General features: G+C 68.7%; 19 protein-coding genes and 2 pseudogenes. 10 read left to right on the forward strand and 11 right to left on the reverse strand.

Annotation, left to right across the window (positions count from 1 at the left end):
• A pseudogene (locus tag JGS39_RS15555) lies at positions 1-256 on the reverse strand (transcriptional regulator); the annotation flags it as partial.
• Positions 257-323: 67 nt separating this feature from the next.
• On the opposite strand from JGS39_RS15555, the gene JGS39_RS15560 reads away from it, so the two are divergent.
• Positions 324-1232 (forward strand): aldo/keto reductase, encoded by a 909-nt coding sequence (locus JGS39_RS15560; RefSeq protein ID WP_219569687.1) that lies wholly within the window; start codon positions 324-326, stop codon positions 1230-1232.
• Positions 1233-1426: 194 nt separating this feature from the next.
• On the opposite strand, the gene JGS39_RS15565 is transcribed toward JGS39_RS15560, so the two are convergent.
• Positions 1427-2401, reverse strand: coding sequence for a phosphotransferase family protein (locus JGS39_RS15565; protein WP_219569713.1), 975 nt, complete (start codon positions 2399-2401; stop codon positions 1427-1429).
• A gap of 298 nt (positions 2402-2699) precedes the next feature.
• On the opposite strand from JGS39_RS15565, the gene JGS39_RS15570 reads away from it, so the two are divergent.
• From JGS39_RS15570 to JGS39_RS15580, 3 genes are all read left to right on the forward strand, one after another.
• Positions 2700-3053 carry an NUDIX domain-containing protein gene (locus JGS39_RS15570; RefSeq protein ID WP_308120435.1) on the forward strand — a complete coding sequence of 118 codons (354 nt, stop codon included), beginning with the start codon at positions 2700-2702 and terminating at the stop codon, positions 3051-3053.
• Between the two features lie 124 nt (positions 3054-3177).
• Positions 3178-3459: a hypothetical protein gene (locus JGS39_RS15575; protein ID WP_219569688.1), complete on the forward strand. Its 282-nt coding sequence runs from the start codon at positions 3178-3180 to the stop codon at positions 3457-3459.
• Positions 3460-3472: 13 nt separating this feature from the next.
• Positions 3473-4549, forward strand: coding sequence for a winged helix DNA-binding domain-containing protein (locus tag JGS39_RS15580; RefSeq protein ID WP_219569689.1), 1077 nt, complete (start codon positions 3473-3475; stop codon positions 4547-4549).
• A 251-nt stretch (positions 4550-4800) separates the two neighbouring features.
• Here the strand turns inward: JGS39_RS15580 and JGS39_RS15585 are convergent, their stop codons facing one another.
• A complete protein-coding gene (locus JGS39_RS15585) occupies positions 4801-5181 on the reverse strand; it encodes an ArsR/SmtB family transcription factor (RefSeq protein WP_219569690.1) in 381 nt (126 codons plus the stop codon).
• Positions 5182-5279: 98 nt separating this feature from the next.
• On the opposite strand from JGS39_RS15585, the gene JGS39_RS15590 reads away from it, so the two are divergent.
• Positions 5280-6542, forward strand: a complete 1263-nt coding sequence (locus JGS39_RS15590) for an MFS transporter (protein ID WP_219569691.1) — start codon at positions 5280-5282, stop codon at positions 6540-6542.
• A 345-nt stretch (positions 6543-6887) separates the two neighbouring features.
• Here the strand turns inward: JGS39_RS15590 and JGS39_RS15595 are convergent, their stop codons facing one another.
• On the reverse strand, positions 6888-7298 hold the full coding sequence (locus tag JGS39_RS15595; protein ID WP_219569714.1) for a MerR family transcriptional regulator: 411 nt from the start codon (positions 7296-7298) through the stop codon (positions 6888-6890).
• An 88-nt stretch (positions 7299-7386) separates the two neighbouring features.
• Here JGS39_RS15595 and JGS39_RS15600 point away from each other — a divergent pair, with 88 nt between their 5' ends.
• Positions 7387-8106, forward strand: coding sequence for an SDR family NAD(P)-dependent oxidoreductase (locus tag JGS39_RS15600; protein WP_219569692.1), 720 nt, complete (start codon positions 7387-7389; stop codon positions 8104-8106).
• Positions 8107-8403: 297 nt separating this feature from the next.
• Here the strand turns inward: JGS39_RS15600 and JGS39_RS15605 are convergent, their stop codons facing one another.
• Together JGS39_RS15605 and JGS39_RS41905 are read right to left on the reverse strand one after the other, a co-directional pair.
• Entirely contained in the window at positions 8404-10044 is a 1641-nt protein-coding gene (locus JGS39_RS15605; RefSeq protein ID WP_308120437.1) for a protein kinase domain-containing protein, read from the reverse strand.
• A gap of 290 nt (positions 10045-10334) precedes the next feature.
• Positions 10335-10568 carry a hypothetical protein gene (locus JGS39_RS41905; protein ID WP_371930463.1) on the reverse strand — a complete coding sequence of 78 codons (234 nt, stop codon included), beginning with the start codon at positions 10566-10568 and terminating at the stop codon, positions 10335-10337.
• On the opposite strand from JGS39_RS41905, the pseudogene JGS39_RS41910 reads away from it, so the two are divergent.
• Positions 10557-10658: pseudogene (locus tag JGS39_RS41910) on the forward strand (hypothetical protein); the annotation flags it as partial. The gene JGS39_RS41905 and the pseudogene JGS39_RS41910 overlap by 12 nt on opposite strands.
• 144 nt (positions 10659-10802) lie before the next feature.
• Here JGS39_RS41910 and JGS39_RS15615 read toward each other — a convergent pair.
• The 5 genes from JGS39_RS15615 to JGS39_RS15635 all read right to left on the reverse strand — a co-directional run bounded on the left by JGS39_RS15615 (position 10803) and on the right by JGS39_RS15635 (position 15949).
• A complete protein-coding gene (locus JGS39_RS15615; protein WP_219569694.1) occupies positions 10803-11540 on the reverse strand; it encodes a FadR/GntR family transcriptional regulator in 738 nt (245 codons plus the stop codon).
• A gap of 61 nt (positions 11541-11601) precedes the next feature.
• Complete coding sequence (locus tag JGS39_RS15620) at positions 11602-12222, reverse strand: bifunctional 4-hydroxy-2-oxoglutarate aldolase/2-dehydro-3-deoxy-phosphogluconate aldolase (protein ID WP_219569695.1); 621 nt, start codon at positions 12220-12222, stop codon at positions 11602-11604.
• 62 nt (positions 12223-12284) lie between these two features.
• Positions 12285-13238, reverse strand: a complete 954-nt coding sequence (locus JGS39_RS15625) for a sugar kinase (protein ID WP_219569696.1) — start codon at positions 13236-13238, stop codon at positions 12285-12287.
• The gene (locus JGS39_RS15630; RefSeq protein ID WP_219569697.1) at positions 13235-14179 is read right to left on the reverse strand and encodes a dihydrodipicolinate synthase family protein; all 945 of its coding nucleotides are present in this window, start codon (positions 14177-14179) and stop codon (positions 13235-13237) included. Before JGS39_RS15630 ends, JGS39_RS15625 begins: the two co-directional genes overlap by 4 nt.
• Positions 14180-14188: 9 nt before the next feature.
• On the reverse strand, positions 14189-15949 hold the full coding sequence (locus tag JGS39_RS15635) for an IlvD/Edd family dehydratase (RefSeq protein WP_219569698.1): 1761 nt from the start codon (positions 15947-15949) through the stop codon (positions 14189-14191).
• A 412-nt stretch (positions 15950-16361) separates the two neighbouring features.
• On the opposite strand from JGS39_RS15635, the gene JGS39_RS15640 reads away from it, so the two are divergent.
• The 3 genes from JGS39_RS15640 to JGS39_RS15650 all read left to right on the forward strand — a co-directional run bounded on the left by JGS39_RS15640 (position 16362) and on the right by JGS39_RS15650 (position 20151).
• A complete protein-coding gene (locus tag JGS39_RS15640; protein ID WP_219569699.1) occupies positions 16362-17405 on the forward strand; it encodes a substrate-binding domain-containing protein in 1044 nt (347 codons plus the stop codon).
• Between the two features lie 206 nt (positions 17406-17611).
• Entirely contained in the window at positions 17612-19120 is a 1509-nt protein-coding gene (locus tag JGS39_RS15645) for a sugar ABC transporter ATP-binding protein (protein ID WP_308120439.1), read from the forward strand.
• Positions 19117-20151, forward strand: a complete 1035-nt coding sequence (locus JGS39_RS15650; RefSeq protein ID WP_219569701.1) for an ABC transporter permease — start codon at positions 19117-19119, stop codon at positions 20149-20151. The genes JGS39_RS15645 and JGS39_RS15650 overlap by 4 nt, the downstream gene beginning before the upstream one ends.
• Positions 20152-20206 lie beyond the last annotated feature (55 nt).

Here is a 20206-nt window from a genome sequence, read left to right on the forward strand (position 1 = left end):
GTCCGGCGGGGGCCGGGTTGAGGAAGTCGGGGACGTAGCCGCCGGTGGGCGGGATCAGCTCGCAGAGCCAGCCCTGGTCAAGGCCGGCGGCCACCATGCGGGGGCGTACCTGGTCGGCCCAGGGCCGGTGAATGGGATGCGCGGTGCCGGACGTCAGCAGTCGGAAGCTGGGCGCGATCTCCCACATCGGTGAGACGGCGAACCGCACCTGCGACAGATCACTTGTCGAGAACTCCAGCTCCGCCAGGACAACCACTCCTCAATAGATTCAGGCATGCATGAATCAATGGCGGGCCAGCCTACCGTGTGGAGATCATCCCGCCATGACCTCACAAACAATCACTGCGGCGGCATCGGGCACCTGGAAGCTCGGCGACCTGACGGTCAACCGGCTCGGTTTCGGCGCGATGCGCCTGACGCAGCACGGCGAGGCGTTCGCGGCCGATGCCGTCCCGCGCGACCGCGACCAGGCGATCGGTGTGCTGCGCCGCGCGGTCGATCTCGGCGTGAACCACATCGACACCGCCGCGTTCTACTTCTCGTCGCTGCGCTGCGCCAACGAGCTGATCAACCAGGCGCTGGCCCCCTACCCGGACGACCTTGTCATCGCCACCAAGGTCGGACCAGGCCGCGACCCTGCGGGCCAGTGGCTGCCGCACGCCACCCCCGCGCAGTTGCGCGGCCAGGTCGAGGAGAACCTGCGCCGGCTCGGCCGCGACCACCTCGACGTGGTGAACCTGCGCATCGTCGGCACCGCTTCCATCGCCGAACGCTTCGGCGCACTTGCCGAACTGCGCGAGGCCGGCCTCATCCGGCACCTGGGGCTGTCCAATGTCCGCCCCCACCACCTCGCCGAGGCCCAGAGCATCGCACCGGTGGTCTGCGTCCAGAACATGTACGGCATCGGCGCATCACCCGAACAGAAGGAGTTCCTGGGCATCTGCGGTGAACAACGCATCGCGTTCGTGCCGTTCTACTCGATCGCCGGCACCGGACGCACTGCCGGCGCGACCACCGACCACAGCGAACAGGTGCACGCCATCGCCCGTGCACACGGTGTGAGCACAGCCCAGATCCGGCTGGCGTGGACACTCCACCAGGGCTCCCACGTCCTGGCCATCCCCGGCACCGGCGACCTTGACCACCTCGCCCAGAACGTCGCCGTCGGCTCCCTGCGTCTGTCGGACGAAGAACTGGCCTCCTTGGACCCCCACCACCACGAGACGGTATGAGCAAGACACCCATGCCGTAGTGATCCACTTCTGCTGATTGTCCCGCACACCGTCCAAGGGGCCCGGCACCCTCTCCACCCTGGCGTGGAGAGGGGCGGGAAGACGAGTGGACACGGCCATGAAGTACATCCACGCGGCCCATCCTCACCGTGGCGTCCCTGTCCCCAGCTGAGAGCTGAGACCCATGGGTAAGTTCAGGCGTGGGCCAGTTTCAGTGCCTGCTTCAGGTTGTACTCGGCGATGCCCGCCATGAAGGTCCGATCAGGGAAATCCCCGTCAAGCAGCCGCAAGGGACCCGCCGTCAGCGAGAGCCGCTGCGCGAGCATGTAGAGCGCGAGCCGGTCCTCGTCCAAGCCGTCCACCTTCAGCGGCTGGTAGGCGTCATGCAGGCGGATTCGCAGAAAGACGTGCTCCCACTCGACGTCGAAGTACATCAATCCCTCGATGTCGATCGCCACGGGGTTCCCGTCCGCGTCCACCAGCACATGGTCGGGCCCCAGCTCGCCGTGCACGACCGCATACTCCGTGCGTGGCTGCACCGCCGCCGCCAGGCCCAGCAGCCGCTCCTCCAGGCGCCCGCAGACACCCATGATGCGCGGATCGCGCGAGGCCGCCTCGCCAAGGTCCCGCAGTGCACGGTCAAGAACCACACCCTCGCACGACCTACCGCGCGACGTTCCTCCACCGTCGACCACGGCCACCTTGCCGTACGTCGGTGCACGGTGACCTCGCATCGCCTCCAGCGACTCCGCGAGCCGGACTATAACCACAGCCGCCGCGCCAGGGTCGCGCGCGAGCAACTCCTCAAGGTTCTCCGCCGGAAGGTCCTCGACGATCGCAAGGTCTGCATGACAGTAATCCCCGTCGCGGTCGAGGAGACGGATCGCCGGAACGCGGACGCCGAGCCCTTCCAGCCGCGCGTGCGCGGCCTGGAACAGATCAAGCTGAAGGCCGGGCGAGAACGGGTCGGTGAGGTCGTCGTCACCCTCGGCCGCCGGCCAGAAGTTCTCGGTGTCGTCCCACAAATAGGCAATCGCAGTCGTCGCGTCGTCCATTACCAGGCGGTACACACCCTTCTTGCTGCCGCCTGCGACCCGCTCGACCCCCTCCAGCCGCCGCCCGCCACCCAGCGCAGCGCGCGCCGCCCCCGCCAACTGCTCCCGCGTCACTGTCCTGGGTGCCACGTTCCGAACCGCCTCTCCATCGCGTAACCCGCGAACCCTACGGGAGCACCATCGAGGAGGCGACCGGCTTCAACCGAATCCGGGTCCCCGCGAGCCAAGATCACTCACTGACAGGGACTTGTGGACCGCCCGCGGGGAACTCGTGGCGGTCGAACACACCAGCACACCAGCATCAGGCCCCGAACCCGCCATACGCAAAGCCGTCGAGGAACCACTCAGGCGTGGGTGACTGCGACTCCCAGGCCAGAAATCCGCGAACCCGCCTGCTTCGCCCGGCGGCAAGGTGGAGCCCGGCGAGACGCCGCGTGCGGCAGCGGCACGAGAGCTGCTGGAGGAGACCGGCCTGCACACCGAGCTGCTTCTCGATCCGCAGCCGTGGCAGTGCGTTCCTGCCGGGCCGAGTGGTCTCCGACACTGGGCCTGTCCTATGCGCGTTCGTCGGACGCGGCGTACCGCTCGCCTGGGAGCAGAACCAGCCGGCGGCATGGTCCGTCTGGACGCCGATGGGGACAGCGTCTTCCCCGAAGGCCGCGAGCGGATGCCGCGCACGCTCGCCGCCTTGTGGCCGGCGGGGCGGTCGGGTCCCTCTGAGGTAGGTTCCCTGGTCGTCGTTCGCAGACGGCCTCGATCCGGTTGAGGTCGGTCGAGGGCAGGTGACGAGCTCCAGGTCGTGCCGGAAGCGGCACCCCAACGGCTCCAGGCCGGGCCCATGCTCGAACTCCTCCCGGTGCAGGTGCCCGTTGGGTACGCGGTAGTGTGCGGTGCGTGCTGCTGCAGCGGACAGCGCCCCGTTCGCCGCAAGCATGGGCACCTACCCCCAACTCCTCGCAGGCCCGACCGAGCCCGGTCCCGGGGTGGACCGGGTCGTGATCGCCTGCCGTGCCTTCACGGGGCTGCTGGACGCACGCGTGCCGATGCCGGCCTGCCTGGACCAACCGCCATGGCGGTGCCTCTGTCTGCCCACTGGTCACTGGACGATACTGTCCGCGCCCGCCGAACTCGCCGACATCCTCGATGCGGCCTTCTCCTACAGCGCGAACTGAGAGGCACAGCCCGATGCTTGACCACGAAAGCGTCCGCCGGTTGCGGGCCCACGCCCAGGCTCTGGCCGGCGGAACGCCGGAGACATCTGCCGAGGCGGTCGTCCGACGGGTCTTCGCCATACAGGCCCAGGACGCAACGGCCGCCGACCTGGGCATCCGGGTACGCGGACGGGACCTCACCGCACGGTCCATCCGCATGGCATACGAGAAGGAGCGGAGCATCGTCCGCGGCTGGTACATGCGCGGCACCCTGCATACCATCCCCAGCGGCGACGCCCGCTGGGTCCTGCGACTGCTCGCACCTCGAATCCTTGCCACAACCAGCCGTCGCTACCAGCAGCTGGGCCTGGACGACGATCTGCGCCGGCGCGCCGACCACCTGATCCGGTGCGAGCTTGCCACGCACGGCCCACTCACCCGGCCCGAGTTGACCGAGCACCTCACCACCCTCGGCATCCCGCCGGACGGACAGGCGCCCTTCCACCTGATCCGCCACGCGGCACTCACCGGCATCCTCTGCCACGGCCCCCAGCGCGCGGGTGAGGCCACCTATGTACTTCTCGACGACTGGCTGCCCGCCATCGGGTGCGCCCAGTGGGAGGGAGACTCCGCCCTCGCCGAGCTGGCCCGCCGCTACCTTGCCGCGCACGCCCCTGCCGCCTTGGAGGATTTCGCCGCATGGTCCGGGCTGCCGGTCACATGGGCCCGCAGGGCCTGGAAAACGCTGGCGGAATCCGGCGCGATCACCGGAGACGACGCGTTGACCATGCTCGCCGACCGGGTGGAACAACCAACGGGTACACCCGACACCCCAGACGTTCGCATGCTGCCCGCCTACGACAACTACCTGGTCGGCTACCGCACCCGCGAGGTATCTGTCCCCGCACTTCACCGGGCCGGCGTCTGGCCGGGAGGCGGAATCATCCGGCCCACCGTCATCGCCGACGGCCTTGCCGTCGCCACCTGGACCCGTGGCTCCGGCTCGCGCTCCATCCAGGTGGATACGTTCGAACCTGGCCCGCCTGAGATCGAGGAGGGAATCGAGAGGGAGAAGGAGGCCGTCGCCCGTTTTCTGCGGGCCGCCAAATAGCCGAACCGGTTGACGTGCACCATCAGGTGCGGGAGCCCGTCAGCGGCCCGTTCGCTTCCCTGACGCACTGGTGCCAAAGGGGGCCGGACGGTCTCGACCGCGCAGGACAGACCGTTCAGCCCGTCACGGACCAGCATGAGACGTCGTTCACTCCGCGGCAATCGATCGCGGTGACGTGTGCATCCCGCGCTTGGCGCCCTCACGCCGTCGCCGCCCACAAGGCCGAGGATGGCCCGCCGGCCGGTGCTGCGTCACGCCCGTGGGGTCCAAGCCGCAACCAGGTCGAGGAGGCCGGGGAAGCGGGCGTTGAGATCTACGACGCGCACGTGACTGCGGCGCTCGAGCCCGTACTGGCGCTGGCGTGTGATTCCCGCCTCCCGCAGGGCCTTGAAGTGGTGTGTGAGAGAGGACTTGGGCCGGTCGAAGCCGAACCAGCCGCAGGCGTGGTCGAACTGTTCCGATTCCAGGAGGAGCCTGTGGACGATCGTCAGCCTCAAAGGGTCGCTGAGTGCAGCCAGAACCGTCTCCAGGCGAAGGTCGTCGACTGCCGGTTCAGGCAGCGGTTCAGGTAGGCCGGGTGGCTCGGGGAACACCTCGTCGGTCCAGGGTGCGGTGCCCACGGTCGGAGGCATCGGTAACTCCTCATGACTCGATTCCTTTGTACGACTTCAATCGTACTGCATGCTAAGTTCGACTCGACTCGTACTGCAGGAAGTCGGGAGGCACGCTCATGTCCGAGACTCGGCCCGCATCCGTCCAGGCCGTAGACGGGAGGCGACGCAATGACACCACGAAGGCCGGGGAAGGGGGCGTCGCTCCACTGCGGTGGGTATGGCTGGCCGCATGGCCTATCACCGCCATCTTCGTACTCTCGAACGCGGCGACCCCGCTGTACGTGCTGTGGCAGCGCGACATCGGCTTTTCCAAGGGCACCCTGACCGTCGTGTTCGCCTTCTACATCGTCGGTCTCATCGGCTCACTCCTCGTCTCCGGTGTGGTCTCCGACCGGCTCGGACGCAAGCCCGTACTGCTGCCCGCCCTTGTACTCGCCCTCATCGCATGCCTGATCTTCGCGACCGCCACCAGCGTGGCCGCGTTGATCGTGGCCAGGCTGCTCACCGGAATGGCGGTCGGTGCTGTGGTCTCGGCGGGCATGGCTGCGGTGACCGACGTGGCCGGCCCCGAACGCAAGAGAATCGCCGCCCTGCTCGCTTCGTGCGCGATGGTCTTCGGCGCCGGTCTCGGCCCCTTCCTGGCCGGGGTCCTCTCGGAAACCATGCCCGCACCTACCGTCACCGTCTTCGTCGTCGAGGCCACGCTGCTCGTCACCGCGATGTTTGCCGTACTGCGCATGCCGATCCGGAGCCCCTTGTCGCCACCCAAGGGCGCCTGGGTGCGTGTACCCGCCGTCCCACAGGGAAGCGGTCGTGAACTAACCCTGGGGATCGCCGTGTTCGCACCCGGCATTACCGCCACATCCTTTGTGCTCTCGCTCGGTCCCTCGCTCCTCTCGGGTCTGCTGGGCAGTACCAGCCGGATCATCGCCGGTGCCATGGCCTTCGCCATGTTTCTCGCCGCTACCGCGATGCAGTTCGCTGTCCAGCATCTGCACCGGCGCATCATCCTGGCCGCCGGCGCGATCAGTACCACGGCGAGCATGATCGCGTTGGTCATCGCCGTGCACGCCTCCTCCGTGCCGGTTCTCGTAGCCTCGGCGCTGCTCGCCGGAGCCGGCCAGGGGATGGGGCAGTTGGGCGGCCTGTCCCTGCTCAACTCCAGCGTTCCTCCCCAGCGCCTCGCGGAGGCCAACGCCGCTCTCAACGTGGGCGGGTATGCCTTCGCCGGCGTTCTTCCTGTCTCTGCCGGATACCTGAGTGATGCGGTGGGACTGACCGACGGTGCCACGGTGTTCGGCGTAGCCCTCATGATCCTCGCGGCCATCGGAGGCCTGGTGGTTCTCGCCGGTTGGCGCCAAGTGGCGGAGCGGGCCTGACGGTCACGACGGGCGATGCGCGCTCTGGCAAGGGACGCGCCGCTCCCGGGCCCCGTGGCCGGTGCGCACGACCGATCCGGTGAGGCTGCGGCGAGTCCGGCTCGCCGCGGCCAGGGCGCCGGTCACGAGGTCCACGCACATGTGGTCGGCGATCGTCCGGCCGACCGGACGGTGCGGGGCGAGACCGATGACATCCCACTGCGACTGCGGCGACGGCCACGTTGAGAACCCGCCGTCCGGCCAACGGGAAAGTTGCCCGGCCTCGCCCCTGCCGTTACGGCTCCGCCCGGAGCTTGGCCCAGCCCCGTGCGTGGACGGTCACTGGAGTCGGGGCGCTTCCTGACGTCAGGCCGACTCCGCTGGACCGTCCTGTTCACGCCGGCCGGGGCCGCCGCCGGGTTGTCGCAGGGCGGCGGTGAGCATGGTGCCGAGCACCTGCTGAGATGATTGGAGCTCTGTGATCGTCTCGGTGATGCGGCGGTGCTCTCGCTGCAGGTCAGCGACCATTCCGGGACAGGTCGACGGAATGAGGCGTTCGCCGTCGTCATGGACGCAGTGCAGCAGGCGGCCGATGACCGCGGTGGGCAGGCCTGCGGCCAGCAGGGCACGGATATGGCGCACAGCGGCGACGTCAGCCTCGGAGTACTCACGATAGCCGTTTGTGAGCCGTAGCGGCCGGAGCAGCCCCTGCTCCTCGTAGTAACGCAGCAACCGCCGACTGACGCCTGCCGTCCGGGCCAAGGCACCGATCCGCATGGAACACCCCGCTCCAAGGTTGACCTTCACACCGATGTGACACCTTAACGTCCCGGTTGTCAGCCACCATCCAGCGAAGGAGCCAGAAATGCCGGGAGCAGTGGTCATAGGAGCCGGTCCAGGGATCGGCCGGTCGGTCGCCCGCCGATTCGCCCGCCAGGGACTGCCGATCGCGCTCATCGCACGGACCGCCCGAACACTTGCCGACGTGACCGAAGCGGTTTCCCCCTTCGGTGTGCCAGTCATCGCCCTGACAGCGAACAGCACCGACGAGACGGCACTGCGCGCCGCCCTCGACACTGCGACCGCGGAGTTCGGCCTCCCCGACGTCGTGGTCTACAACGCGGCGATCATCCAGCCGGACACACCCGGACAACTGTCCGCGCACGCCCAGTTGGATGCCTGGGCGGTCAACGTGGTCGGAGCGATCACCGCCGCCTCCCACCTTGCCCCCGAAATGGCGCGGCGGGGGAGTGGTTCATTCATCATCACCGGCGGAATGCCCGAGCCGAAGCCCCAGTACGTGAGCCTTTCGCTCGGCAAGGCCGGAGTGCGCACCCTGGTCACTCTGCTCGACCAGGAATATGGACCCTCCGGCGTCCACGTGGCCAGCGTCACCGTGGACGGTCCCGTCGCTGCGGGTACGGCGTTTGACCCCGACGACATCGCCGAACACTACTGGCGCCTGCATACCCAGCCGCGACGCCAATGGCAACGGGAGGTCCTCCACAGCGGCCTCGCCGGGGAAGCCGTCGCAGGCGGCACGACGCCGGACGCTGAAGGCGACTCCGGCGTCGGGTGGGGGTGACGGCGTGGCCGAGGGCCGCGAGCAGGCCGTTGTTGCGGGCCGCTACGTCCACGATGCCGTCGAGGAACGCGAGGAGGCGCGACCGGAGATCGGCTGCGGGACGCGATCAGCGGGGCTGACACGACTTCCGCGGTCATGACCTCCATAGGCACCCGGCCCGCTGCCCACGAGATCCTTGGCGAGAACGTGAAGTTCCGTCCTTGCGCCGAGACGAACGGCACCTGCGACGAGGTGCCGGGGTCTGCTCGGCGGCCATTGAGCGCGTGGCTGGGGCCCCTTGCGGCCGCCCGCGGGGATTCAGGACGGGGCCCCCAACACGTTGGCGAGGAAGTGCGCCTCGTTGCGTCCGAGTCTGGTTGCGATCACGGCCTCGCCGCCCGTGATGCGGCCGATTACGGTGACCTTGGCGAGCAGCCGGTCCTCGCCCTGGACTATCGCCAGGGAATCCGTGGGGGCGGCCCGGCCTGTCACCTTGCCGGTCAGGGCGGTGAAAGCCTTGGCGTCCTTACTCTCGAACGCCACCTGGACCGACCATCCGCCCGGTCCGCCGTCCTCCGTGTCCTCGAACGCCGAGACCTGCCTGAACCTGGTGACAGTCATGCCGGGAGCGGTGGAGACGATCACGCACTGTTGTCGGTCGTCCGAGGTGAAGCCGCGACCCGAGGGCACGCCGGGCTGCGATGTCGCGAAGGTGGCGGCTTCGGACGACCCGCTGCCGGGGCAGGCTCCAGGCTGTTCGCGCTCCACTTCGAGGAAGCGCACAGGCCGGTCCGGGGCTCCCGCGGAGCCCGTGCCACCGCCGTCGCCGGACCCGTCCCAGGGACTCAGCACCAGCAGTGTGCCGGCCAACACGCCGGCCGCGGCCAGCGCGCTGACGGTCAACCGCACACGCCGGCTCCGTCCGGACGCGGCGGTGGCCGGCGGGCCGGGCAGGTGTGCCGTCCCGGCCGGCTCTGCCATGGCCTGTGTCGGCCCGTCCGCTTCGGTGCGCCCGGACCGGGCGGTCGGGCCGGTGGTGCCAACTTGGCGCAAGGCGTCACGCAGGGCATTCCGCTCGGCACGGTGTCGCTCGATGGCTGCGGTCCACCGGGCGTCCAGCACGCTCCCGTCGCTGCGGGCCGCCGGACCGTCACCGAGATGGCCGGCGCAGTGAGCGATCAGCTCGGCCGGCGTGGGCCGCGCCCGCGGATTCAGATCGAGACAGGGCAGAACGAGGGCGTCCAATACGGACGGCAGGCCGGAGACATCGGTCTCGCCGGTGGCCGCGCGCATCAGCAGCTCCAGAGCCGAGATCTCCTCGATGTCCAGGTAGGGCGGCCTCCCCACCGCCAGGTAGTACAGGGTCGCCCCCAAGGAGAAGACGTCGGACGCCTCAGTGGTCGGCTCGCCCCGGGCCTGTTCCGGCGACGCGTATGCCACGGTGCCGAGCGCCGACTGGGTCCGGGTCAGGTCGTGCGCCTGCGAGATACCGAAGTCGATCACGCGCGGCCCCTCCACCGGCAGCAGCACATTCGACGGCTTGATGTCCCGGTGCACCAGCCCTGCTGAGTGGAGGGAGGCCAGGGCCTCCGCCATGCCGGCAGCCACCCAGTGCAGCGCGTCCGGTCCCAGCGTGCCGCAATCCTCCACCAGCTCCTTCAGTGAAGGCGCCGGAACGTACTCCTGCGCCATCCAAGGCACCTGCGCCGTGGGGTCGGCGTCGACGACACTTGCCGTGTAGACACCGCGTACCCGCTGCGCGCACGCGACCTCGCGGGCGAACGGCCAGCACTGTGAACCGTCCGACCCGCTGCCCCGGACGTACCGTTTCCGCCCCACCCCACCGCATGTCCCTGTGCCCACCTGTCTCCCCATTGCGGGGAAGTCGTAGCCCTGGCGGTCGCGCCGCACTCGACTTGATCGCTCTGCATCGTCACGTACGGGACGCGAACTGTGCATGCTTTTGGCCGAGTTCACCGGCGAAGCAGCGGACGGCGGACCACCGTGTGCGTGAGCCGGCCCATCTGGGGGTGCTCGTACTCGATCGGCGGCTTGTTGTTCTCGGCAGGAGGTGGCGCGTGGCCCGATCGCGGTGTGCCGGTGCCGCAAGCCGACGATGGAGGCCGCAGGGGGAGGCAGGCAATGTGCCTCTCCTCGGAGGCCGTGCACAGATTGAGTGCGGGGCACACGTGCCCAGGCCCGCCTGCGGTCATCGGCGACGAGGGTAACCACGGACGAGTTCCAGGGGCCTACTGGTTCGCCTTGGGGTTCAGCCTTGAACGGATTGACCCGGGCAACCGGATGTGGACGCTGACGACGACACCGAAGATCGTCAGCGGTATCGATGCGGCATCGCTGGAGCGGGCCGCGGCCTTCTGCTCCGGGCTGGTGCACCGCGTCGTGCCGGTGGCCGGTGCGAGGAGACGGAGCTCGCGAAGCTGCTGGAGAACACCTTCCCGGCCGTGTACATCGTGCTGGTCCACGAGCCGGCGGAAGTGGCCCGCGATACCGGTCCGGATCTGCCCGCAGCGTTGGAGGCGGCAGCGACCAAGCCGTTCGGCTTCATGCGCTTCGACCCGGGCCCGGGTATCGGAGGCCACTGCCTGCCGATCGACCCGGTGTACCTGTCGTGGTGTCGGCCAGGAGCGTGCTGCGGGCCGCAGAGGGTGGGGGTAGCCTCCCATCGGTCCGGAGGTGCCGCTTCTATGGTGCCCCGATCAAGCCTTGAGGGGACGGCTGCCGAGCGCGCAGTGCGCGCCGCCTTCCAAGAGCTGTTCCACCTCCCGGTGAGCGGAGTCGACGATGGCGCGGACGCACCGCGAAGCGTCCTCCGGACGTCCGTCCGCGATGGCCTCGGCCACTTCCATATGGCGGCGTACCGCGTCCACGTCCACATGGTCCGGCATCAGGGGCAGGTCGCGGCGGGCGACGAGAAGCTCCTCGGTGACCTCGGAGAGCTGGGCGAACATCCCGTTGCCCGAGGCATTCAGCAGCGCCTTGTGAAAGGCCAGGTCAGCCGCTATGAAGCCCTGGATGTCATCGGCTCGAGCGACGCTCTCCATCGCCCGGGCGAGCTCGACGAGCGCCTTCCGCGCGCTGGGTGACGCGCCCGCCGCCGCGAGGGCAGCGGCGGACGGTTCCACCGCAGCCCGCAATTCGGTGAGTTCGCGCAACTGGGCGCCGCGGAAGGGAGAGGCCAGTCGCCATCGGATGACTTGGGGGTCGTAGAGGTTCCACTCGGTCATCGGCCGCACGGTGATTCCCACGCGGGGCCGGCTGGTGACGACCCGCTTCGACTCCAGGACCCGGACCGCCTCGCGTGCCACGGTCCGGGAGACTCCGTACCGGTCCTGTACGTCTTCGAGGCGGAGGACCTCGCCCGCACGGATCTGCTCCGCGGCGAGGGACTCCCCGATGCGCTCGACCACCTGACCGTGCAGTCCGTGCAGTTCCACGCCACTCCCTGTCGTCCGTTTCAAAGGGCCTGCATTTGCCGATTCTGGCGTCCGGTGCTCGTCAACGAGAATCGGCGAGTCTGCGCAGGAGCGTGCCCACGCGTTCACCTGTGTTCGGGGTACTGCCCGACGTGAGGGCCGAACCGATCCCGCAGGCCACCGCACCCGCGGCTATCCATTCCGGGGCGTTGTCGATTGTCACACCTCCAGTGGGCAGCAGGGGTGCCTGGGGGAGCGCCGCGCGCACGTCGCGTAGCCAGGCAGGTGATACGGCCGAGGCCGGGAAGAGCTTCAGCGCGTCGGCGCCCTCCTCCAGGGCGTGCACCATTTCGGTCGGGGTGGCGACGCCGGGAAAGACCGGAACTCCGTAGCGGTGGCCTGCGCGGATGACTTCCGGGTGGAGGCTCGGCGACACGAGGAAGCGTGCCCCGGCTTCTATGGCCGCGCGGGCCGCGGCCGCGTCGATGACGGTGCCCGCGCCGAGCAGTGCGTGGGGGCGGGTTTCGGTGAGGCGGGCCAGGGCGGTGAGGGCTCGTGGCGTGGTGAGGGCGATCTCCACGGCGTGCAGCCCGGCGTCCAGGACGGCTTCTGCTGCCGTGACGGCCTCTTCTGGACCTGCCGTGCGGATGATGCCGAACACGCGCTGTGCGGTGACGGCCTGGGTGGTCTCCCATCGGTACATGACGTTCGTACTCTTTTCCTTGTGGAGAGGTGTGGTGGCCTGGCGGTGGCCGGTTGCCGGTGTCACCGGATGACGGTTTCGGATCCGGCGTCCGTGAAGCCGGCCAGGGCGCGATCGAGGCCGGCCTGGTTGGGCAGACCATCCGTGTCTGTGGGGCATTGCACCACCAAGGCCGCTACGGCGGCGGCCTGGCGCAGGCATTGATCTGGGCCGTGACCGTGCAGCAGGCCCGAGAGGAATCCTGCGGCGAAGGCGTCCCCCGCTCCCACGGGGTCGGAGACCGGTACGTCAAAGGCGGGCTGGACGGCCGCTTCCGCGTCGGAGGTGAGACAGGTGGCCGATTTGTCGCGGTGCTTCACGACGATTGTTCGCGGCCCTGTCCCGAGCAGTGCGGCCGGGTCCGGAACGCCGAGCAGTTCCCACTCGTCCTCGCCCGCCATCACCACGTCCGCGTGGGACAGCAAGGGGGTGACGACCTCGCGCCAGCGTGCCGGCGTGCCGAGCTTGTGGCGGATGTTCGGATCGAAGGAGAGCACCGCGCCGGCGGCTCGTGCCAGTTCGACCAGTCGCCATGTTGCCCGGTTCGCCGAGTCAGACAGCATCGGGGTGATCCCGGTGATGTGCACGAGCCGTGCCCCCTGGAACATGCGGGGCTGCAGTTCGTGCGGCGAGAGGCGGGAGGCGGCTGAACCTGCGCGCAGATACTGCACGTCGATCGCGCGCGCCGGGTGGCTGTCACGCATGAGGACACCGGTCGGAGCTTCCGGGTCCGTGACCGCGTACGAGCTGTCGACACCATGGGCGCGGAGCTGGGCCAGCACGGCACGCCCTGCCGGATCGTCGCCGACGCGGCCGAGCCAGCGAACGGAGTGTCCGAGCCGGGCGAGGCCGGCCGCCACATTGCTCTCGGCGCCGGCGATGGAGCGGCGGAAGGAGACCGCGTGCTCCAGCGGCACCCCGGGTTCGGCCAGCATGAGGAGCATGGTCTCGCCGCATACGACGACGTCGGGGCTCATCGAGCGAGCTCCGTTATCAGTGGGGCGAACTCCGCACAGAAGCGGTCGATCATTTTCAGCTCTTCCTTGTCCAGCGAGTATCCCGGTGCCCGGCAGTGCGCGGACGCGAACCAGCCGCGGCGCACCGAGATCTCCTTCTCGACGGCGATGACGAGCTCCACGTTCTGCATCCAGTAGGAGAGGTAGGGCAGCATCCGGGTGTGAAGCGCGAGGGCCTCGGCCTCGTCACCGCGCTGCCAGTGTTCCCAGATCTCGACGTACAGCTCGGTGAAGGAGCAGCCCGGCTGTACGCCGACTGCTCCGCGCCGCAGGGCGTCCGGCAGTTGCAGTCCTGCGTAGCCGACCAGCGAGGGCAGCGGACGTGGCCCGGCGGCCAGCGCGGCGATCAGCCGTCCCGGCGGTGCGGACTCGACCTTGACCCAGCGGAGATTGGGGTGCTCGGCGGCCAGGGTGTGCAGGGTGGGTGCGTCCAGCGCCGTTCCGGTCTGTGCCGGGGCGTACTGCACCACGACGGGCAGCGGGTCGACAGCGAGCAGGACCTCGCGCAGGTGGGCCGAGACGGCGTTCCTGGACGGCGCGAGGAAGTGCGGCGGGAGCAGGTTGACGGCGTCGGCCCCGAGTTCCGCGGCGCGGAGCGCCTGGCGGACCGCGGTTCGGGTGGCGTGGTCGGGCACGGAGACGATGGCGGCGACATCCTGGCGGTGCCGGGTCTGCTGGATCAGCAGTCCGGTGAGCAGCTCCCGCTCTTCGGGGTCGAGTTTGTGGAACTCGCTCGCGAATCCGGGGAACATCAGCGAGTTCACCCCTGCCGCCAGTACCTGGTCCACCACCGTGGTGAACCCGTCGGGGTCGAGCTCTCCGTCGTCGTGGAACGGAACCTCCAGTACGGGTGAGACTCCTCGGATCAGTGTGTCGAGGTCCTTGTGTGCGGGTGTGGACATGTCGGTTCCTCAGAAGGCTTGGCGGGGCGGGGGAGAGTCGGTCGAGCCGACGAGGAAGTCGAGGTCGGCGCCGGTGTCGGCCTGCGTGACGTGTTCGGTGTAGAGGTAGGTCCAGCCACGGGTGACGGGCGGTGTCGGCGGCTGCCACGCTGAGCGCCGCAGGTCCATTTCGGTCTCGTTGATCAGCACGTCGAGCCGCCGGCCGGGCACGTCCAGTCTGACCTGGTCGCCGGTGCGGACGAAGGCCAGCGGGCCGCCGACGGCCGCCTCCGGTGCCACGTGGAGCACGCACGTTCCGAAGGCCGTTCCGGACATGCGGGCATCGGATACGCGGACCATGTCCCTGATTCCGGCGTCGAGCAGCTTCTTCGGCAAGGGCAGGTTGCCCACTTCGGGCATGCCTGGATATCCGCGGGGGCCTGTGTTGCGCACGATGAGCACCGTCTCGGCGGAGACGTCGAGCGTGGGGTCCTCGGCGACGGCGAGGTATTCCTCGATGGAGTCGAAGACGAGGGCGGGGCCGGTGTGGTCCAGCAGGTGCGGTGCGGCTGCTGACAGCTTGATGACGGCACCGTCCGGGGCGAGGCTGCCGCGCACTACGGCTGTCCCTCGTCCTGCGGGCAGCACCGGGTTGTCGAAGGCCCGGATGACCTCACGGTCATACACCTGCGCACCCTGGCAATTGGCCGTCAGGGAAAGTCCGGTGACCGTCACCGTGTCCCGGTGCAGAGCGTCCTGCAGGTCGTTGACGAGCGCCGGCAGCCCTCCGGCGTAGGCGAATTCCTCCATCAGGAAACGTCCGGAGGGCATCAGGTCGATGAGCAGCGGAAGTTCGGCGCCCAGGCGGTCGAAGTCGTCGAGTTCCAGGGGTACGCCCAGTCGGCCGGCCAGGGCGAGCAGGTGCACCACCGCGTTGGTCGACCCGCCGATCGCCGCGTTGATCCGGACGGCGTTCTCGAAGGCTGCCCGCGTCATGATGCGCCGGGGAGTGAGATCGCTTCCGGCGAGCGCCACGGCACGTGCGCCGGTCTCTTCGGCCAGCGTGCCGCGCCGGGCGTCCACGGCCGGTAGTCCGGAGCCGCCGGGCAGCATCATGCCAAGGGCCTCCGCCAGGCAGGCCATGGTGGACGCCGTACCCATGGTCATGCAGTGACCCGCGGAGCGGTTGAGGGACGACTCGAACTCGGTGAACTCATCCTGCGTGATCGTCCCCGCGCGCAGCTCTTCCGTCATTCGCCAGATATCCGTGCCGGACCCCACGTTGCGGCCCTTGAACCGGCCGTTGAGCATGGGCCCCCCGGTGAGGACGATGGCGGGCACGCCGGCGCTGGCGGCACCCATCAGTGCGGCAGGCGTGGTCTTGTCGCACCCGGTGAGCAAGACGACGGCGTCGATCGGATTGGCCCGGATCTGCTCTTCGATCTCCATGGCCGCCAGGTTGCGGTAGAGCATCGACGTCGGCCGCAGGAAGGGTTCGCCAAGCGACATGGCAGGAAATTCCAGGGGGAAGCCGCCCGCCTGCAGCACTCCACGCTTCACCGCGTCCGAAAGGATCTGCAAATGGCCGTTGCACGGGGTCAGTTCGGAGAACGTGTTGCAGATGCCGATGACCGGGCGGCCGTCGAAGTTGTGGCCCCCGCGTCCCATGGCTCGCAGGTGGTGACGGGCGATGAAACCGTTCTTGCCGCCGTCGCCGAACCAGGCACGGCTCCTGAGCGGTTCTCGACGTGTGACGGGGACTGCGGCTGACGGTGTCTCTCGCTCTGCCATGTATGAGCCTCCGATGGGGTACGGCCACGCGGTTCCGACCGCTTGAGACCGGGCTGTGACCGTGCAGGGGCTTGCCCTGCCGACGGATTTAATGATGCTATCAAATGACGATAGCGCCTCGGGGGCCGCGCGAGGCTGTCGCTGAAGCGGAGGTTCAACCCGTGGTACGTAAGGCGCCGGTGCGGCTCGTCCGCCTCCTGACCTTTGGCGTACCGCCTGTCGATACAGCCGGAACCCGCCCGTCGGACACCGGCAGACCGGCCCCCGCACACCCACACACCGATGTACGAAGCCCGGCGCCCTCCGCGCACGGGCGAGCACCGACGTGACCCGGAAACACCGGATCAGTCCTCACCCCACGGCCCCGACAGCACGATGCGCGGCGGTCACTGCCAGCTCGAAGGAGCTCCACATGAACTCTTCGTTCCACCGGAACATCGCCGTGGCCACCGGCCTGCTGCTCACTCTCGGTCTCGCCACGGCGTGTTCGTCGGGCAAGGAGTCCTCCGGCGGCGATGCGGTCGACAAGAAGGTCGACGGCAAGATCTCCCTCACGTACCTGCAGAAGCAGGGCGACCAGGAGTACTTCATCGGCGAGGCGGCCGGCGCCAAGGCGAAAGCCAAGGAGCTGGGCATCGACCTCAAGGTGGTGAACCTGGGCAACGACGCCAACAAGACCGTCAGCGAGGTCCAGTCAGCCGTCGCACAGAAGACGAGCGGCATCATCATCGTCGTCCCCGACCCGGCCGTCGGCCCACAGGTCGTCCAGACGGCTAAGGACGGGAAGGTCGCCCTGCTCACCTCCGACGACCAGATCTGCACCACCGGGCCCGACCCCGCCGCCTGCGGCAAGGACGACCTGGTCCCCCGCATCGGGTTCAGCGGTGCGCAGATGGGTGAGGAGGTCGGCAAGCGAGCGGCCGCCGAGTACAAGAAGGCCGGCTGGAATGCCGCGGACACCCGTGTCATCTCGGCCTGGAAGCAGGACGTCACCGTCTGCGGTGACCGGGTCCACGCGGCCAAGAAGACGTTCGACGCCGCGGTGCCCGGCGTGAAGACCATCAACGTGCCCACCGACAACACACCGACCGGCGCCCAGGACAAGATCGCCGCGACGATCACCGCGAACTCCAAGGTCAAGAACTGGGTCGTCTGGGGCTGCAACGACGAGAACGCCATGGGCGGGGTCACCGCCCTGCAGAACGCCGGCATCGGCCCCGACCACGTCATCGGCGTCGGTCTCGGCGCCTACCTCGCCTGCAAGGAATGGCAGACCGACAAGAAGAGCGGCATGAAGGCCGCCCTCTTCATCAACGGCAAGGACGTCGGCGCCCTGGCCGTCCAGACCATGTACGACAAGCTCAAGAACGGCAAGGACTTCCCGCAGGAAGCCTTCGCTCCCACCACGATGGTCGACCACTCCTCCTGGAAGACCGCCGGTCTCACCTGCGGCTGACCCGTCCGCGCCCGCGGCCGGACCACCCGTTCCGGCCGCGGGCCGACGACAGCCCCGTCGTACCGGTCCCCTTTCCATGAACACTCTGCGCGCCATGCCTTCGAGGTGAACGACATATGACCAGAGCCTCCCATTCGCCCGCCGGCCCGGACCCTTCCGAAGGACAGACTGAAGAAGCGTCACCGCCGTCCCCGTCGCCGGGCATCGTGGACGTCACCAAACGGTTCGGGGCGGTGCGGGCCCTTGGCGGGGTCACGCTCGACTTCCCCCGCGGGCAGGTCACCGCACTGATGGGTGAGAACGGCGCGGGCAAGTCGACCCTGCTCAAGATCCTCACCGGTGACCACCAGCCCACCCAGGGGCACATCGTCCTGGGTGGCGAGCGCGTGGTGCTCGACTCCCCGGCCAAGGCACGCACAGCAGGTATCCGGATCATTCCGCAGGAACCGGAGATCATCCCGCACATCTCGGTCGCCGAGAACGTCTACGCCGGCGCCCTGCCGCGCAAGTCCGGCCGGCGATTCGACCGGGCCGAGCTCCGCCGCCGCATCGACGCGGACTTGGCCCGGCTGGGCTTCGCCGATGTACTGGACCCGAACCTCCTGGGTTCACAGCTGACCCCGGCCCAACGCCAGCTGGTCGAGATCATGCGCGCCCTCACCGGCAGTACCGCGGCGACACTGATCGCGTTCGACGAACCCACATCCTCCCTCGCCGAGCACGAGGTGGACGCCCTGTTCGCCCTGATCCGGCGACTGAGGGACCAAGGCATCGCCATCGTCTATGTCTCGCACCGCATGCAGGAGATCTTCCAGCTCGCCGACCGTATCGCCGTGCTGCGCGACGGCAGCCTGGTCGGTGTCCAGCAGGCCGACACGACGAACGAAGCAGAGCTCGTACGCCTCATGGTGGGCCGCGACCTGTCCACCATGTTCGTCCGACAGCGGGTCGCCACCGACCGCCTCGTTCTCGACGTCAAGAACCTCACCACCGACGATGTCCACGACATCTCGCTCCGGATCCACGCCGGCGAAGTCGTCGGCCTGGCCGGCCTCATCGGAGCAGGACGCTCCGAACTCGCCCTCGCACTGGCCGGCGACCAGCCCGTCCACAGCGGCACCGCCACCCTCGACGGAGTCCCACTGCCCAGCGGCCGCCCCGGCGCGGTGATCCGCGCCGGCCTCGGACTCGCCCCCGAGGAGCGCAAGGCACAGGCGCTCTTCCTGCAGCAGTCCGTCCGCGCCAACATCTCCCAGGTAGTCCTCGACCGGCTACGGCGCTCCCGCTTCGTACGCCGCACTGCCGAACGAGAGCTCGCCCAGCACTACACCGACCGGCTCCGGGTCCGCACACCCTCGATCGACCACGAAGTGCGCAAACTCTCCGGCGGAAACCAGCAGAAGGTTGTCCTCGCCCGCTGGCTCGCCCGCAAACCCAAGGTCCTGATCCTCGACGAGCCGACCCGAGGCATCGACGTCGGCGCCAAGGCCGAGATCTACCAGATCATCGCCGACCTCGCCGCCGACGGTGTGGCCGTCCTCGTCATCTCCTCCGAACTCCCTGAACTCCTCGGCCTCGCCGACCGCGTCGTCGTCATGCAGGGCGGCCGCATCACCGGCGAGCTCAACCACGGCGAAGCCACCGAAGAGTCCATCCTGCAACTCGCCATGGCCGACGACATCATCAGCACCCGTACCCCCGGAGCCTCTTCATGACCACCACCAGCGCCCCATCCCCTGCAGTCAAGGAGCCGTCGGGAGGGTCGGCCTCCTCGATGCCGAAGCTGCTCTCCCGCATCAGCGGGCAAAACATCAGCCTCGTCGGCGCGCTGATCCTCGTGCTCGGGCTGTTCGGGGTCCTCAACGACAACTATCTGAGCCTGTCGAACATGCAGGTCATCGCGGAGGCGGCGACCATCACCGGGCTGCTCGCGATCGTCCAGACCGTCGTCATCATCTGCGGCGGCCTCGACATCTCCGTCGGCTCGCAGGCCGGTGTGGCATCCGTGGTCAGCGCCATGGTGTTCACCAGCACCGGCACCAACGCCTTCCTCGGCATGGCGGCCGCCATAGGAGTCGGCCTCCTCATTGGTGCCCTCAACGGCCTGATCATCGTCTACGGCCGGGTCAACCCCACCATCGCCACCCTCGCCGGCCTCGCCGCCTACAAGGGCCTCGCTCAACTCCTGTCCGACGGACGGGCCCAGGGCTATGTCCTCAACAACGACGTCTTCATCTTCCTCGGCCGCGGAAAGATCGCCGGACTGCCCGTCATGGTCTGGATCCTCGTCGTCGTCGCCGTGGCCGTCCACATCCTGCTCCGCTACACCGACATCGGCCGCAACATCTACGCCATCGGCGGAAACGACACAGCCGCCCGCCTCGCCGGCATCAACATCAACAAATATCTGATCTGCGTCTACGCCCTCATCGGCATCGTCGCCGCCATCGCCGGCATCCTCCTCACCGCCCGCACCGGATCCGGCCAGCCCACCTCCGGCAGCGAAGGCCTCGAACTCAAGGCCATCACCGCCGCCGCACTCGGCGGCGCCGCCCTCAAAGGCGGTAAGGGAGGCATCGGCGGCACCCTCCTCGCCGTCGCCCTCCTCGGCGCCCTGGAGAACGGTCTCACCGTCCAGGGCATCAACTCCTTCTGGCAGAACGTCGCCCAGGGCGCCCTCCTCGTCATAGCCGTCGTGATCCAGCAGCGACGCAGCGGCGAACGCGCTGTCGGACTACCCAACTGATGCACCCGGGGCAGGTCCCACGCGGCCCGGGAAGGAAGGAGCGCCCTTCACCGAA

The organism is Streptomyces poriferorum (assembly GCF_019399235.1).
Taxonomy (GTDB): domain Bacteria; phylum Actinomycetota; class Actinomycetes; order Streptomycetales; family Streptomycetaceae; genus Streptomyces; species Streptomyces poriferorum.

Excerpts from the sequence above, each read along its gene's own strand:
- JGS39_RS15595 (WP_219569714.1), bottom strand. The coding sequence starts at position 7,298 with ATGCGGATCGGTGCCTTGGCCCGGACGGCAGGCGTCAGTCGGCGGTTG.
- JGS39_RS15590 (WP_219569691.1), top strand. The coding sequence starts at position 5,280 with ATGTCCGAGACTCGGCCCGCATCCGTCCAGGCCGTAGACGGGAGGCGA.
- JGS39_RS15650 (WP_219569701.1), top strand. The coding sequence starts at position 19,117 with ATGACCACCACCAGCGCCCCATCCCCTGCAGTCAAGGAGCCGTCGGGA.
- JGS39_RS15600 (WP_219569692.1), top strand. The coding sequence starts at position 7,387 with ATGCCGGGAGCAGTGGTCATAGGAGCCGGTCCAGGGATCGGCCGGTCG.
- JGS39_RS15625 (WP_219569696.1), bottom strand. The coding sequence starts at position 13,238 with ATGAGCCCCGACGTCGTCGTATGCGGCGAGACCATGCTCCTCATGCTG.
- JGS39_RS15580 (WP_219569689.1), top strand. The coding sequence starts at position 3,473 with ATGCTTGACCACGAAAGCGTCCGCCGGTTGCGGGCCCACGCCCAGGCT.
- JGS39_RS15605 (WP_308120437.1), bottom strand. The coding sequence starts at position 10,044 with ATGCACAGTTCGCGTCCCGTACGTGACGATGCAGAGCGATCAAGTCGA.
- JGS39_RS15630 (WP_219569697.1), bottom strand. The coding sequence starts at position 14,179 with ATGTCCACACCCGCACACAAGGACCTCGACACACTGATCCGAGGAGTC.
- JGS39_RS15620 (WP_219569695.1), bottom strand. The coding sequence starts at position 12,222 with ATGTACCGATGGGAGACCACCCAGGCCGTCACCGCACAGCGCGTGTTC.
- JGS39_RS15585 (WP_219569690.1), bottom strand. The coding sequence starts at position 5,181 with ATGCCTCCGACCGTGGGCACCGCACCCTGGACCGACGAGGTGTTCCCC.
- JGS39_RS15560 (WP_219569687.1), top strand. The coding sequence starts at position 324 with ATGACCTCACAAACAATCACTGCGGCGGCATCGGGCACCTGGAAGCTC.
- JGS39_RS15640 (WP_219569699.1), top strand. The coding sequence starts at position 16,362 with ATGAACTCTTCGTTCCACCGGAACATCGCCGTGGCCACCGGCCTGCTG.
- JGS39_RS15635 (WP_219569698.1), bottom strand. The coding sequence starts at position 15,949 with ATGGCAGAGCGAGAGACACCGTCAGCCGCAGTCCCCGTCACACGTCGA.